Genomic DNA, 13,170 nt, shown 5'->3' on the forward strand with positions numbered 1-13,170 from the left:
CCGGGAGAGACCTCTTCATCATGGGATCGGGAGTCCCTGGATAAGCCGGCCCGCATCCCGCACCCTGGCGAGGTGAACCGAGCCGAACTCGCCGACTTCCTGCGCCGCGCTCGTGCCCGCCTGGACCCCTCCGACGTGGGTCTGACGGCCGGCGCCCGCCGCCGTACGCCGGGGCTGCGCCGCGAGGAGGTGGCCCAGCTGGCCGGCATGTCCGTGGACTACTACACGCGGCTGGAACAGTCCCGGGGCCCGCGTCCGTCCCGCCAGATGCTCACCGCGCTGGCCCGGGCCCTGCGCCTGACGGAGGACGAACGCGACCACCTTTTCCACCTCACCGGTGAAGAGCCGCCGCGCCGGGAGGCAACTAGCACCTACGTGCGCCCGGGTCTGCTCCTGGTACTGGACCGGCTGTACGACACCCCGGCGATGGTGGTGACCGACTGCGGCGAGGTCCTGGCCCAGAACGCGCTGTCGCGGGCGCTGAGCGGAGACGCTCTCGCCCGCCCGCCCCGAGAACGCAACATGATCCGCCGCTTCTTCCTGGACCCGGCGGCCCAGGAGCTGTTCCCGCCCGAGGACCGCCCGGAGCGCGCCCGTGAGCAGGTCGCCGGCCTGCGAGCGGTGGCCTCGGCGCGCCCCACGGACCCCGAACCGACCTCCCTCGTCGCCGAACTATGCGCCGCAAGCAAGGAGTTCGCCTACCTCTGGGACGAACACGAGGTCGCCGTACGCCGCGCCGCCACGAAACGCTTCCGGCACCCTGCGATCGGCATCCTCGAACTCCACTGCGAGATCCTCGTCAACGCCGACCACAACCAGCAGCTCGTTATCCACACGGCCCGCCCGGGCACAGAGTCGTACGAGCGCTTGCAGCTGCTGCGGGTGGTGGGCTTGCAGGACCTGACGCCGACGAGCCTCTGACCGCGTGCGCGCCTTCCGAGTTCGCTCCAGGCCCGCCGCACGTCGCCCCCGATCCCGAACTCCGCGCCATGTGGGGCCGACGGCGGCACAACGTCTCCCACCGGCACAGGAAGGCAGACGACCACCCCTACTACCGCGTACCCAAGCCCCTGCCCGACGGCCACGCCGGGCATCTGTGTCCTGTCGCACTGAGCATGTCTGCGGATCTTGGGTTGAGCTGCTGGATTGCCAGGTGTTGTGAGAACGCTCTGCTCGCGGTTCTCAGTGCAACTGGCTTCTGCGGAATCGCGGGTGGCCTGCGAATCGGTTGTGAGGGACTGCCCAGGGGGAGGAAGGCGGAGCCGTCCCGAGGCCGACGTAGGCTCACGGGTTGTGAATCAACTGGGTGAGGTTCGAAAGACGCGCTATCTGGTCCTTCACGACTATGGGATGGGGGGCCTGTGGTGGTGGGTGTGGGCTGAGTCCGCGGAGGAGATCGTGCGTGTCTGCGCCGAGGTCGAGGTAGTCACCGACCCGGATGCCATCGAACGCGCGCAGGCTTGGACGTTGGAGGAGGTCCACCTCGACGCACCGGATCCGAACCCGCTGTCCAGTTTCCGCACCCAGCGGGATGCCCAGCGCGGCCAGCCTGGTTTCGGCATCTTGGCAGGACAGGACCGTGTGTACTTGCGCTGGCAGGAAGGCGGCGACGAAGAGATCTTCCTGATGGAACTCGGTCCGGACGGACGGCGGTTGCGGCAAGTTGAAATCGACTCGGACGGCGGTGCCGTCAAGACGAGCGTGGCCTGTGACCTGTATGACCCGCAGTATGCGTCCCTGAAGATCAGCTGTGACAACTTCGAGGAAGCATGGCACCGGGCTCGCCATGAGTCCCAGGGTTGATCAGTCGGGTGCCTGGGCTCGAAGCTGACAGCGAGCGACCGTGTCCCGTACGCACCGTCCTCGCTGTGATGGAGGCTGTACCCGCCCCACGCGTTGTACGCCTGCCAGGTCGATGCTGCGTGCATCAGCACTGTCCTGCCCTCGCCGGATGCCGAACGGACGATCAACGGCACATAGCGCTGGTGGCCGTTGTCCGCTTCCAATCGGAGCAGGTACGCACCCTCCGGCAGTCTTTCCACCCGAAGCAGTTGCGCGGCCCGGATCTCGTCAGCACTATTGACCGTCCAGTCGTACAACCGGCCGAACCGCAGGGATCCGCCGAGCGGGGTGAAGAGTACTCGCCCCGACCGTCAACCCAGAGGGCATGGCGGGCAATCAGGCTCGCATGGCCGCAGCGACCTACGTGCAGTAGCCGCACCGCACCACCACGACGGATGCGACCCGGTCGAGCATGTCTCTTTTTGCTGTCGCTATGCACGTGTCCCCCTAAAGCTTGTTCGGCTGAGGGGGACACGTGTCGTCTATCCGGGAATGGGACTAGCCCACCTTCAATTCCATTCTGCAGTCAAGGGTCTGGGTGAACTCATGATCTCCTTGACGATACTGGAATCGGCAACGCTCGATATTCTTCCTGGGCGGTGACTCGATTCGAATCTTAGCTTGAAAGAATATGTCGCTTTCCTTCTTCGGTGGGACCTTGACCAGGGACTCTGCGTAGTTCTTGAGGCGGCTGAAATTTGGTGTGTCCGACTCGCCGCCCAAGACTAGTAGAGGTAGCCCCTCAGTGTCGTTGAGGTCGTAGGCCGCGTAGCTGATTATCCTGAGGCCTTTGGGCGGGTCAACGACACTCGCTCCCGTGATCTCGATGCTCTGGTCGCTTACGTTGTGGGGCACGGGAAGCGCGAAATACCACGTTTGACCCACCTGTGCGTGCGTGTTGCCGACTGTCCCACTCGACTGTGTTCCTTCTGCATCCAGTGCGTGGCCATCAGACCGGGACACAGAGCAGCCGACGAGGAGAGCGCACGCCAGCACTGTTGCCAGCCTAGTAGGAGTAGAAAACGCCCGGCTTCCCCGAAGGACCGTCATTCTTCCCCCAGATGTAGTGCTTGGAGTTCGTCCGGTCAAGTGCGGTGATGCGCTGCTTGTGGTCGCGGTCGTAGCCTGTCGACCCGCCCAGGGAGACTCCGAAAGCGCTGACGGCGCCGGACCACTTGACGCTGCGGTTCTTGCTCAGTTGGAAGTACGAGCCTCGCGCAACGTAGGCGCGATGACTCTTAGGAGAGGACAGGTATGCAGCTCCGTCCTTGTTGCGGACGTCCTTGCCGTACTTCCCTGTGGCGCCGCCTGCAGGGATCGTATATTTTCCGGGCTTGATGACGTAGCGGGTGAACGTGTTACCGCCACCACATTTCCATGTCTCTTGGTACTTGTAGTACTTGATCGGCACCTTCCACTGCTTTGCGTAGTAAGGACCCTTGGCTGTGTAGCCTGTGGTGACGCTCATGGAGGATCCAAGGCTCGCGCTGCCGGAGATCGTCCAGTTGCTGCCGGTCTTTGCTGCGATATCTACAGTCGAAGACAGCTTGCTGTCGTAGTCCACCGATGCCTTGGCGTCCCAGTAGGCGTGACCTTCGCCCACCGTGGTGTAGTAGATCTTCTTGTCGATGACCTTGGACTTTGTGCGGTCGCATCCTCCGTCCATCGGCCGCACGATCAGGCCCTTGGTGTCCTGCCCGTTGACTACGTAGGGGTTGTAGCCGGTCGGCAAGCCCCCTGTCGCGTTCTGCCACTTGGGAAGTGGACCGTCCTCAAGCGTATCGGTGGGGCTCGCTTCCTGCTTCTTAGTACTCCAGTCAGAATTCGTGTCCTGAGCTGCTGGTTGTCGTTGTTCGGGTATGGACGTGTTACCTGAAGTCGATTGCTGGAAGGCCGAGTTGGAGTCGGTCTTCGCTCGGGTGGCGGGCCGGTTCGGGCGGGCGGATCTGCGGTGGCGGATGCGTGACTATGTGCGGGGATTGCTGGCGCCGGTCGGGCGGAAGAATGGCTGGCAGCTGGCCGAATGGGCCGGCCACCGTGATCCGGCGGGCCTGCAGCACCTGCTGAACGGTGCCCGCTGGGACGCCGATGCCGTCCGCGACGACGTGCGGGACTACGTCGCCGATCAGCTCGGTCCGGGCGGGGTACTGATCATCGATGACACCGGGTTCGTCAAGAAGGGCACTACCTCGGCCGGGGTGAGCCGGCAGTACACCGGCACCTCGGGGAAGATCGACAACTGCCAGATCGGCGTGTTCGCCGCCTATGCCACCAGCTCGGGCCGGGCCCTGGTGGACCGGGAGCTCAACCTGCCGAAAGTCTGGACCTCCGACCGTGAGCGGTGCCAGGCAGCGAAAATCCCTGATGAACGCGGCTTTGCCACCAAAGGGGAGCTGGCCCGGGAGATCGTGCGCCGCTGCCTGGCCGCGGGCCTCCCGGCCGCCTGGGTGACCGCGGACGAGGCCTATGGGCAGGACTGGAACTTCCGCCGCCTGCTCGAGCAGCTCGGCCTCGGCTACGTGGTTGCGGTGCCCAAGTCCCAGCAGATCAAGTCCCTGGCGGGGATCTGGCGCATCGACCAGCTCATCGACGAAGCCCCCGCCGATGCCTGGCAGCGGCTGTCCTGCGGCGACGGGGCGAAGGGCCCACGCGTCTATGACTGGGCAGCGGCGAAACTGCCCGCCAACATCATTTTCGACCCGGATCCGCCGAGTCATCATCGCTGGGTGCTGGCCCGCCGCAGTCTGTCCGACCCCACCGAGATCGCCTACTACCTCGCCCACGCACCCGTCGGCATCGAGATCGACGAACTCGCCCGCATCGCCGGCAGCCGGTGGGCGGTCGAGGAATGCTTCCAGGCCGCGAAGAACGAGTGCGGCCTGGACGAGTACGAGGTCCGCCGCTATCCGGGCTGGTACCGGCACATCACCCTGGCCATGCTCGCCCATGCCTTCCTCACCTCCCTGGCCGCCCAAGCCGCCCACCGGGAAACCGCAGAAACGAACCGACCAGCATCGTCCCCCTCACCGTGGCAGAAATCCGACGGCTCCTGGACACTCTCCTGCCCCACCCCAGACCCGAACTCAACCAGCGTCAGCAAGCCCTGAGATGGTCCCACTGGCGCAGACACCACCAAGCCATCGCCCAACGATGCCACTACCGGAAAAGAGCCAGCTCAGGACACCAAATCTGACTGGAGTATTAGACGGTGTCCTATGTGGGCTTCGCTCGTTGTGCTGGTCATGGGGCGGGGTACGTGGAGTTGGATTGTTCCGGACGGGCTGTGGGAGATCGCCAGGCCGTTGATCCCGGAGGACCGGGTGCGACCGCAGGGCGGCGGCACCCAGAACACGCCTGATGAGACGCTGTTCGCGGCGATCATCTACGTGCTGGTGAGCGGATGTTCCTGGCGGGCTCTGCCGCCGTGCTTCGGGATATCGAAGTCGACGGCCCACCGCAGGTTCATGATCTGGTCGCGGGCCGGGGTGTGGGGCCGGCTGCACGAGGCGGTCCTGCACCAGCTCGACGACGCCGGTCTGATCGACGTCTCCCGCGTCGTCCTCGACTCCGCCCACGTGCGCGCAAAAAAAGGGGCGAACTTACAGGTCCGAGCCCCGTGGACCGAGGCAAGCCGGGTTCCAAGATGCACATCCTGTCGGACGCGAACGGACTGCCCCTGGTCGTCGGCCTCTCCGCCGCCAACACCCACGACAGCGAAGGGCTGAAGCCCATGGTGGCCGGTCACCAAACGAGACACGACCCCCACCGAGGCAGGTACTTCAAGCCCCAACGCCTGCACGCCGACAAGGCCTACGACATCCCCCACCTGCGAGAATGGTTACGCGGCAAACGCATCGGCGTGCGCATCGCCCGCAAAGGCACCGAGTCCAGCGAACGATTAGGACGCCGACGATGGGTGATCGAGCGGACCATGTCCTGGCTGACCGGCTACCACAGACTCAACCACCGCTACGAACGCTATCCCCGCAACTACCTGGGCTTTCTCGGCCTCGCTGCCGCCCTCTGCTGCTACAAACGCTTCCTCAAACTCACCACATAGGACACCGTCTTAGCCCAACTCTGGGAAAAGGCCGCAGTTAGCTTGGAGTCCGTCGCTGGGTTTTGCGCCTCGCTCAAGCTTGATACTTCGTTGCTGTCCGTGGACGTGGACAGCGGCAGCAGTTGCGCAGGCTCGGCGTTCTCGTCGTCAGCAACTGCCAGACTCCGCGCCGAGGCGGCGGCGGTGGCCGGCGCCGCCGCGAGGTGGGTAATTCCCCCCATGGGGACACCAGTCGACGTCTTGCCCGTGGCGGTCGCCATCGCGTTGACGATTCCGCCGTTTTCAGCCGCGGCTTGCCGCACGTCGGTGGGCAGCGTACTGGGCAGGGTAAGTGACCAAGTGCCGTCGGCAGCGGTGACGGTAGACCCCAGCGACGGGAGGTCCACCTCGGTACCATCCTCGGGGACGGCATCTATAGCTTCGACCCTGACGGTCAGCCCGGCGGCCGGCGCGCCGCTTCCGAGGGTGAATTTGCCCTTGAGTACTTCGGGAGCACCAGGGGCGGGGGGCTCGCCGGGTTCCTCGGCCACAGCGGCGGGGGCGTCAGGGTCATCCGCTGCGGCACCCATTGTGGGCTTTGCTTCGCCTGCGTCTGCAAGGCATGTAGCTGTATCCGCGAGGAAATAGCCGAAAAGCCCCACGCCGTATTCGCTGTTGGTGACAGCTAGTTTCGACGCTCCCGCGTACGCCTGCACGGTGCCGTCACTCGTGGCAGTCCGTACAGTTCCCGGGCCGACTCCCCACCCCTGTCTCTGCTCGGAATCGGTGGTACCAACGACAGTGCCCTGAGACGGGAATCTGGGGTAGGTGCTGGGAGTGTACGTCCAAGCGCGGATCACGCCGTCGGTGAGGGTGTACGCGGTTGATCCGACTGCCCACACGTCATCTGCCTCGGTGAAGGCGACCACTGCCGGATTGTTGTAGGCATGGACAGTGGGATCTAGGGTAACTTCACCGTCCCCAGTGAGCGGCGAGCTCTGATGCCAGATTTCCAACTTGCCGCCGCCGTGAATGGAGAAGATCAGATCCCCATTCGACCAAAGCCGATTTCGGCGAGCCGTCCAGTTGGATGTGTAAGTCTTTACGGGAGCCAGCAAGGCGCCCCCACTGGCACTGCGGTCCTTGTAGGACTTGAGTATTCCGTCCGACGTGACCTCGTAGATCACGCCGTGTCCGCCGGAGAGGTAGACGCTGTCACTGTTCAGCGTCGCTGATACCCCCGTATCGAACAATGCTGAATCGGTGGCGTCCGACGGGTTCCAGTCAAGATACTTTTGCACCTTGTTTCCATCGGGGTCTATGAGGTATGTCGCCACCTCTGTATGGCACGCTTCGGCAGCGGAAGCGCTGGCTCCGCCCGTGAACTCCGGAACTGCAATGGATCCCACAGTCAAGGCGGCTACGAACGCTCCGATCATAATCAGCCTGGACCGTCTTCGAGGATTGCTAGATGACACCTTGGTTCCCCCTGTCGCTGGAGGCCGTGGTCTAGTTCGGCCTTCCGTGAAGAAGATGGCAGAGCGCGAACTGCTCGGGCTCAAGAGCCTGGACGTACGCATCGGGCGGCTCCCCTTCGTCTACGGCGAGGGCGATCCGCACCTCGCCAACTCCTTGCATTGGGCCGCCCGTTGGGCGCCGCACCAGCTCCTGCAGATGGCCCACCATACGGACGTCGCCCAGGGCCTGATGCGTCTGCTGTACGCGCCAGGTATCGCCAGCCGGATCTACAACATCGCCGATGACGCTCCCGTCACGACGGTCGAGCTGTACCAGCTCAACGGCGTCGAAGTGCCCGCCGGGATCCACGAGCTCACGGACCCCGACCCGTGGTTCGGGATCACGTCCAACCGGCGGATCCGCCGGGAACTCGGCTTCCGGCCGATCTACCCGAGCGTCTGGACGGCCCGGGACGCCGGAGCCCTGTGACGGTCACCGCGCCAGGTCAGCCCTGGTGATCCGCCCAGCCGGCATCCGTCCGCGGGGGGTAGGGGTGATGACATCGCCTCTGCTTCACGTGCTGCTGGTGGCAGGTGGCCTTCCAGCCGAGTTGCCGGGCCGTTTTGCGCATCGCGGCCCGGATCAGCTCCACCCCGCCCAGTCCGACGGCTTCCTCATCGTCCAGGCTGGCAGTTCCTTGTCCAGCCACTCCTCGACGGTCCTTCGCCAAGGATCCGAGGGATCACTGTCGGCGACGTCGGCCCAGGCGTCCTCCGCCATGCCGGGGTCGATGAACAGGCTGTCGAGGTAGGCGTGTCGGCACTCCGCAGAACAGGCGCCTTCACTGCCTGTGGGGCACGTCACCGTCGAGGCCGGGCTACGAACGCGAAGGCCCCTGGCCGACCACGCCGGGCCAGCGCGCACTTGGAGCACCAGCAGCCACACCGGTCTGTTGACCACTCCTTTGGGCTCGGCTTCGCACGCGAGGTGCCACTCAAGTTTCACCGTGCCTGTAGACGTTCCGGGCCAGCCGCGACCTTGCGGGGCTGCCTGAATGACGGCTCCACGACGTCAGTATCCACGCACCTCCTCTGGAAGCGGTTCGGGTACCTGCTGCTTCGCACCTGTGCAACTGCGCTTACTGGCCCCGGAGATCCCCTTGTGGTTCATCTGCGGGGCGACAAAGGTGCAGTCCGAGCCGCGGGCGCGATGGTGCGCCGATTATCTGATGTCCCACTACCGGACCCGGGCTGTACCGGGCCGTCGGAGGCACTTGTACATGTCATCACACATACGGCGTCGGCCTGCTCGCAGACCCGGACGCGCCGGTCTGTCGGCGCTGCTTGCTGTCACAGCGGCCCTGAGCGTCACCGGCCTGACCTCTCCCGCGCAGGCGACCGGGGCGGCCGCACCGAGCGGGGACACCGTGCCGGGTACGGAGACACCCGCCGCGGCCGCTTACGGTGCCGCCCATGCCCCCGGTGCCCATGTGGCTTATGAGGGACACGGCGGCCCTCAGAGTGCGCCGCTCACGGTGACGCTGATCACGGGTGACAAGGTGACGGTGACTCAGGGCAATGGTCGTAGCCCTCTGGTGGACGTGGAGCGCGCACCGGGAGCCAAGGGGTCGGTTCGCGTCGCCACCGAGGGCGGTGACACCTTTGTGTACCCCGATGAGGCCATGCCCTACATCGCCTCCGGCCGACTCGACAAGCAACTCTTCAACGTCACACAGTTGGTGGCCCAGGACTACGACGACGCCCACACAGGCGCGCTCCCTCTGATCATCACCCGGTCCGATGGTGTGTCCGCCTCGGCAGGATCTGTTGGGTGTCTGCTGATCTTGTGCCTGATGACCTGTGGGAACGTATAGCCCCGCTGCTGCCACCTCGTCCGCCGCGGCGGCATCGGCATCCCGGGCGGTTGCCGGTGGATGACCGTGCTGCTCTGCGAGGCATTGTTTACGTGCTGTGCAAGAGCGTGAGCTGGCGGGACGTCCCCGCGGAGCGGGTCGGCTGCAGCGGGGTGACGGCCTGGCGGCGTCTGCGGGACTGGACCGAGGCCGGAGTGTGGCCCCGCCTGCACGAGGTACTTCTGGCCGAACTACGCAAAGAAGGCCTGCTGGAGATGGACGACGCCGCGATCGACGGCTCACATGTCCGGGCGCTCAAAGGGGGGCTCACACCGGACCTTCGCCGGTCGACCGGGCACGGCCAGGCAGCAAGCATCACCTGATCGTCGACCGGCACGGAACCCCCTTGGCCGTCTCGCTGACCAGCGGAAACCGTCACGACGTCACTCAGCTCGTGCCGCTGCTGGACGCGATACCCCGCATCCGTGGCCTGCGCGGCCGGCCACGGCACCGGCCCCGGCGGCTGTTCGCCGACCGCGGCTACGACTTCGACAAGTACCGGCGCCTCATCCGGGCTCGCGGGATCGCACCCAAGATCGCCCGCCGCGGCACTCCGCACGGCTCCGGCCTGGGCAAGACCCGATGGGTCGTCGAGCGCACCTTCGCCTGGCTCCACCAGTTCAAGCGACTGCGCATCCGCTACGAGATACGCGCCGACCTCCACCTCGGACTGCTCCAACTCGCCTGTAGCATCATCTGTTTGAGACGACTCCGAACCTCATTCTGAAACAATCAGTAAGTCGGGCGACCCGGAGCCCATGATCAACACGGCATCAGGGATCCTCAACCTGGTCGGCGGGCCTCTTCGCGAGGGCTACCGCAGAACCTGGCGCGGTGTCATCGAATCGGTGGCTACTGCCTCCCGGCGCTGACGTGCTGAGGCCGGTGACAGCGTCGGTGACGATCGAGTGTGGTCGCCGGGGACGCAGTGCTTCCCGGCAACCCGGGAAGAGCCAGTCGGCCGGCATCCTGCTAACGCCCCGTCGGCTCCCGCCTTCCCTTTTCTGCGCTGCCCCCGCACACAGCGTCGTCACTTCTGGGTTCTGGCCTAATCGAGTTTTCCCTGGCGGATGGTCTGCACGGCGAGCACTGGGTTCATGGGTTCGATGAGATGTTCAACGGCGACAGCCACAAGGTGGGCTGGGGCATCGGCCTGCAGCAACGCACTCACGTACTCGAGGGCCTGCGATGGAGACAGCGTCGGCAGTCTCTGGCGCAGGATGCGTACCGCTGGCATGCGGCCACGCACGGCGGCAGCTTCGCGTATCTCTTCGTGTAGATCGTCCACAGAGGTGCGAATGGTCAGCCCACGGATACGAACGCGGTAGTCAGCCTCCCAGGCTCCCTCTATCTCGGAGACGGCTCCAATTTGGTGCAGCCCGCCGTCGATGCGGTCGACCAGGTAGGGGCCGTGGCCGACCAACATGGCCGCGGGGTTCCGGGTGCGCGCGTATTCCTCGGACTGCCAGTAGACCTTCCAGACCAGCTCGTGTTTCTCTACATGCAGCACTGTTGTGCGCACCGGCTCAACGCCCAGAGCCGCCCACTTCTGGTTCTCGCGGTCCAGCTCTTCCTCGACGATACGAACCGCGGTCTCTCGCTCGATCACGCGTGCAGCATCCACTATGGATCCAGGTCTGACCAGCAGGTTTCCGGGCCCACAGTCACAACTCCTTTCGTTGCAGCGACGGCTAACTGTCCCGTAACTGCTGGTCACGAGCTGCCCAGGCTGCGGAAACTGCGTAGCTACTGCGTTCGCGGCGCCGGTATCGTCCCGCTCTCGACCCGCCATACCAGCGGCCTACGTTCCGAGAGCGATGCAGATGACAGACGATCCTCGAGCTCTGGGTTCCGGCCGAGGAACTGGACGACTTCAACGCCCACATCGTCGGCGATATCCAGTTGGTCCACGAGTTCCGCTGAGGCGGGAGGGATGCTGGGGCGGCACGCCGGGCCGATGCGATGATCCCGGTCTTGCCCGATAGCCCACAACCGTGATCGCTCGGATAAGTCCTAGTGTCCTGCGCCAGTAATTCGTCGGTAGATCCGTCCAGCCCCCTGGTGGCCAGGGGGCTGTATGCCGACCGCGCGTGTTGGCCCTTCGAGCCCCAGCCGGGACTACCTAGGAACTTCCGGCGCGGGACACTAGCGTCCGTCGGCGCGCTTCCGGGTGGCGATCACGGTGGCGGCCGCGCCCGCCGTTCCGTACAGCGTGTACAGCAGGCCCTGGCCCAGGAGGTCGCCGCGCTTCACCTCCTGGGCGTACTTGAGCTGGTCGAACGTGGCTGTGCCGGTCGAATCGCCGCCGCGGACGCTGTAGTCGAGCGCGCAGGTATGGCCCTGCCGCATGGGGCCGGGGTGGTCCTCGCCGTCCTCGCCCAGCTGGAGCCCCGGGCAGTCCGGGACGCCGTGGGCCGCCCCAGCCCTCAGCAGGGTGATCACCCCCCATGCCAGCGGGACCAGGAAAAATGCGATGAACACTCCGCGCAACCTCATTGCGGCACCCTAGTGTCCTGCGCCAGTAATTCGTCGGTAGATCCGTCCAGCCCCCTGGCGGCCAGGGGGCTGGACGCCGACCGCGCATGTTGGCCCTTCGAGCCACAGCCGGAACTACCTAGGAACTTCCGGCGCGGGACACTAGGTGCTGCGTTTGGCGCCACAGTGTCCGAGGCCACCGTCGTCCCGCCGACGCAACCGCCTGGCCATAAGGCGGAAGTCGACTTCGGTGATGTGACCGTGAGCCTGGCCGGTGAACTGGTGACCTGCTATCTCTTCTCCTTCCAGTTGACGGAGCTGCCGGGCGGAAATGCGGTCGCTGCGTGACCCGGACGCCGTCGATGAGTAGTCGAGCTCGTGATCAGGTCGGCTCGGCTGCCGAGCTCGCGGATCCGGGCCCGGCGTCGGCGAGCAGGTCGCCGAGCTCGGTGCGTTGGTAGACCACACGGCGGCCGACTCGGGTGCCCACCAACAGATCCGCCTCCCGCAGCACGGCCAGGTGACCGCCGACCGTGCCGAGGGACTGGCCCAGCAGCGCGGCCAGTTCGCTGGTCGTGGCGGGGCGTGCCAGCTCGCGCAGAATCGCCGCGCGTCCCGCCCCGATCAGGCGCGCCACAGCGCGTTCCGACCGGGCCGGGTCGAGGCGCTCGCCCTCGCACTGTCCACCGGCGCCGCGTGCCGGATAGACCAGGGCATAGGGGCGGCCCGGCGCCTCGCACAGCCAGACCCCGCGGGGCCCGCTGACCGGGACGAAGAGCATGCCGTCCGGTCCGACCACTCGGTCAGGACCGGGTCGGTCGTTGAAACGGATCGCATCCGCGCCCACCCAGGCGCTGCGCCGGCTCATCTGGTGCAGCGCTCGCGGCCAGCCGTGGGCGGCGAGCAGTCCGGCGCGGTAGGTGACATCGCGCTCCAGCAGCGCCCTGCGGCCGGCCCAGTCCGCGGCCACGTGCTCCTGCCAGACCTCGCGAAAGAGCTCCGCGGTGCGCGCCCCGTGGGCATGGCCGGTGAGCCAGTCGAGGTCGTGGGCCTCCCAGCTCTGCGCCACCGATTGCACAAGGCTGCTGCGCACAGCCGTATCCGGGACCCGGGCCACCTCGACGAGCTCGGACTCCAGGGTGGTGCCCATCCCGCCCGACGGGGGGAGGACGAGGTGGTCCGGCAGGTACTTGGTCGAGCCACACAGCATCACCAGCCCACGGGTGAACGGGTCCGCGTCCAATCGGGCGCGGAACGCGGCGTGGTGACGTGCGTGCCACGCGGCAAGCCAGAAGTCGGTGCAGGGACGACTGAGCACGATCATCGCGCTCAGCGTCTCCGCGAACGGCGAGAGCGCGAAGCGTGACCGGGAGAGCCCGAGCGGATCCACACGCAACAGCACCATGCAGGATCGTCCCCCTCAGTCGTCTCGCGCCGGACCCTC

Annotated in this window: 13 protein-coding genes and 2 pseudogenes; 7 read left to right on the plus strand and 8 right to left on the minus strand. The window is 65.9% G+C overall.

All coding sequences use genetic code 11. The features are described 5' to 3' along the window. The first annotated feature begins 72 nt into the window (after window positions 1-72). On the plus strand, window positions 73-921 hold the full coding sequence (locus tag OG963_RS01790; protein ID WP_371798217.1) for a helix-turn-helix transcriptional regulator: 849 nt from the start codon (window positions 73-75) through the stop codon (window positions 919-921). 372 nt (window positions 922-1,293) lie between these two features. Next, window positions 1,294-1,803, plus strand: a complete 510-nt coding sequence (locus tag OG963_RS01795) for a hypothetical protein (protein ID WP_371798218.1) — start codon at window positions 1,294-1,296, stop codon at window positions 1,801-1,803. 29 nt (window positions 1,804-1,832) lie between these two features. Here the strand turns inward: OG963_RS01795 and OG963_RS01800 are convergent. The 3 genes and pseudogenes from OG963_RS01800 to OG963_RS01810 all read right to left on the minus strand — a co-directional run. Next, window positions 1,833-2,042 (minus strand): annotated as a pseudogene (locus tag OG963_RS01800) (N,N-dimethylformamidase beta subunit family domain-containing protein); the annotation flags it as partial. A gap of 298 nt (window positions 2,043-2,340) precedes the next feature. Continuing rightward, window positions 2,341-2,697 carry a hypothetical protein gene (locus tag OG963_RS01805; protein ID WP_371798219.1) on the minus strand — a complete coding sequence of 119 codons (357 nt, stop codon included), beginning with the start codon at window positions 2,695-2,697 and terminating at the stop codon, window positions 2,341-2,343. A 151-nt stretch (window positions 2,698-2,848) separates the two neighbouring features. Further along, window positions 2,849-3,574: a hypothetical protein gene (locus OG963_RS01810; RefSeq protein WP_371798220.1), complete on the minus strand. Its 726-nt coding sequence runs from the start codon at window positions 3,572-3,574 to the stop codon at window positions 2,849-2,851. Between the two features lie 127 nt (window positions 3,575-3,701). Between OG963_RS01810 and OG963_RS01815 the strand changes: the two genes are divergently transcribed. Both OG963_RS01815 and OG963_RS01820 read left to right on the plus strand, forming a co-directional pair. After that, window positions 3,702-4,949 carry an IS701 family transposase gene (locus tag OG963_RS01815; protein ID WP_371798221.1) on the plus strand — a complete coding sequence of 416 codons (1,248 nt, stop codon included), beginning with the start codon at window positions 3,702-3,704 and terminating at the stop codon, window positions 4,947-4,949. A 135-nt stretch (window positions 4,950-5,084) separates the two neighbouring features. Further along, window positions 5,085-5,902, plus strand: a protein-coding gene (locus OG963_RS01820) for an IS5 family transposase (protein ID WP_371800250.1) whose coding sequence is annotated in 2 segments (ribosomal slippage) — window positions 5,085-5,433 and window positions 5,433-5,902 — 819 coding nt in all. Because the reading frame shifts where the segments join, the coding sequence is not laid out codon by codon here. On the opposite strand, the gene OG963_RS01825 is transcribed toward OG963_RS01820, so the two are convergent. Next, window positions 5,872-7,320 carry a hypothetical protein gene (locus OG963_RS01825; RefSeq protein ID WP_371798222.1) on the minus strand — a complete coding sequence of 483 codons (1,449 nt, stop codon included), beginning with the start codon at window positions 7,318-7,320 and terminating at the stop codon, window positions 5,872-5,874. The two genes, OG963_RS01820 and OG963_RS01825, sit on opposite strands and share 31 nt — an antisense overlap. 88 nt (window positions 7,321-7,408) lie before the next feature. Between OG963_RS01825 and OG963_RS01830 the strand changes: the two are divergent. Further along, window positions 7,409-7,828: pseudogene (locus OG963_RS01830) on the plus strand (NAD-dependent epimerase/dehydratase family protein); the annotation flags it as partial. Window positions 7,829-7,981: 153 nt separating this feature from the next. Here OG963_RS01830 and OG963_RS01835 read toward each other — a convergent pair. After that, window positions 7,982-8,119: a hypothetical protein gene (locus OG963_RS01835; protein WP_199823013.1), complete on the minus strand. Its 138-nt coding sequence runs from the start codon at window positions 8,117-8,119 to the stop codon at window positions 7,982-7,984. A gap of 499 nt (window positions 8,120-8,618) precedes the next feature. Here OG963_RS01835 and OG963_RS01840 point away from each other — a divergent pair, with 499 nt between their 5' ends. Continuing rightward, the gene (locus tag OG963_RS01840) at window positions 8,619-9,212 is read left to right on the plus strand and encodes a hypothetical protein (RefSeq protein WP_371798223.1); all 594 of its coding nucleotides are present in this window, start codon (window positions 8,619-8,621) and stop codon (window positions 9,210-9,212) included. After that, window positions 9,170-9,978 (plus strand): IS5 family transposase gene (locus tag OG963_RS01845; protein WP_371798224.1). Its coding sequence is split into 2 segments (ribosomal slippage): window positions 9,170-9,509 and window positions 9,509-9,978, totalling 810 coding nucleotides; the frame shifts between segments, so codons are not numbered across the junction. Before OG963_RS01840 ends, OG963_RS01845 begins: the two co-directional genes overlap by 43 nt. A gap of 321 nt (window positions 9,979-10,299) precedes the next feature. On the opposite strand, the gene OG963_RS01850 is transcribed toward OG963_RS01845, so the two are convergent. The 3 genes from OG963_RS01850 to OG963_RS01860 all read right to left on the minus strand — a co-directional run bounded on the left by OG963_RS01850 (window position 10,300) and on the right by OG963_RS01860 (window position 13,131). Next, window positions 10,300-10,860, minus strand: a complete 561-nt coding sequence (locus tag OG963_RS01850; protein ID WP_371798225.1) for a YrhB domain-containing protein — start codon at window positions 10,858-10,860, stop codon at window positions 10,300-10,302. Window positions 10,861-11,396: 536 nt separating this feature from the next. Then, on the minus strand, window positions 11,397-11,747 hold the full coding sequence (locus OG963_RS01855; RefSeq protein WP_371798226.1) for a hypothetical protein: 351 nt from the start codon (window positions 11,745-11,747) through the stop codon (window positions 11,397-11,399). A 361-nt stretch (window positions 11,748-12,108) separates the two neighbouring features. After that, on the minus strand, window positions 12,109-13,131 hold the full coding sequence (locus OG963_RS01860) for an ArsR/SmtB family transcription factor (RefSeq protein ID WP_371798227.1): 1,023 nt from the start codon (window positions 13,129-13,131) through the stop codon (window positions 12,109-12,111). Window positions 13,132-13,170: the final 39 nt, after the last annotated feature.

It is taken from the genome of Streptomyces sp. NBC_01707, assembly GCF_041438805.1.
Lineage (GTDB): Bacteria > Actinomycetota > Actinomycetes > Streptomycetales > Streptomycetaceae > Streptomyces.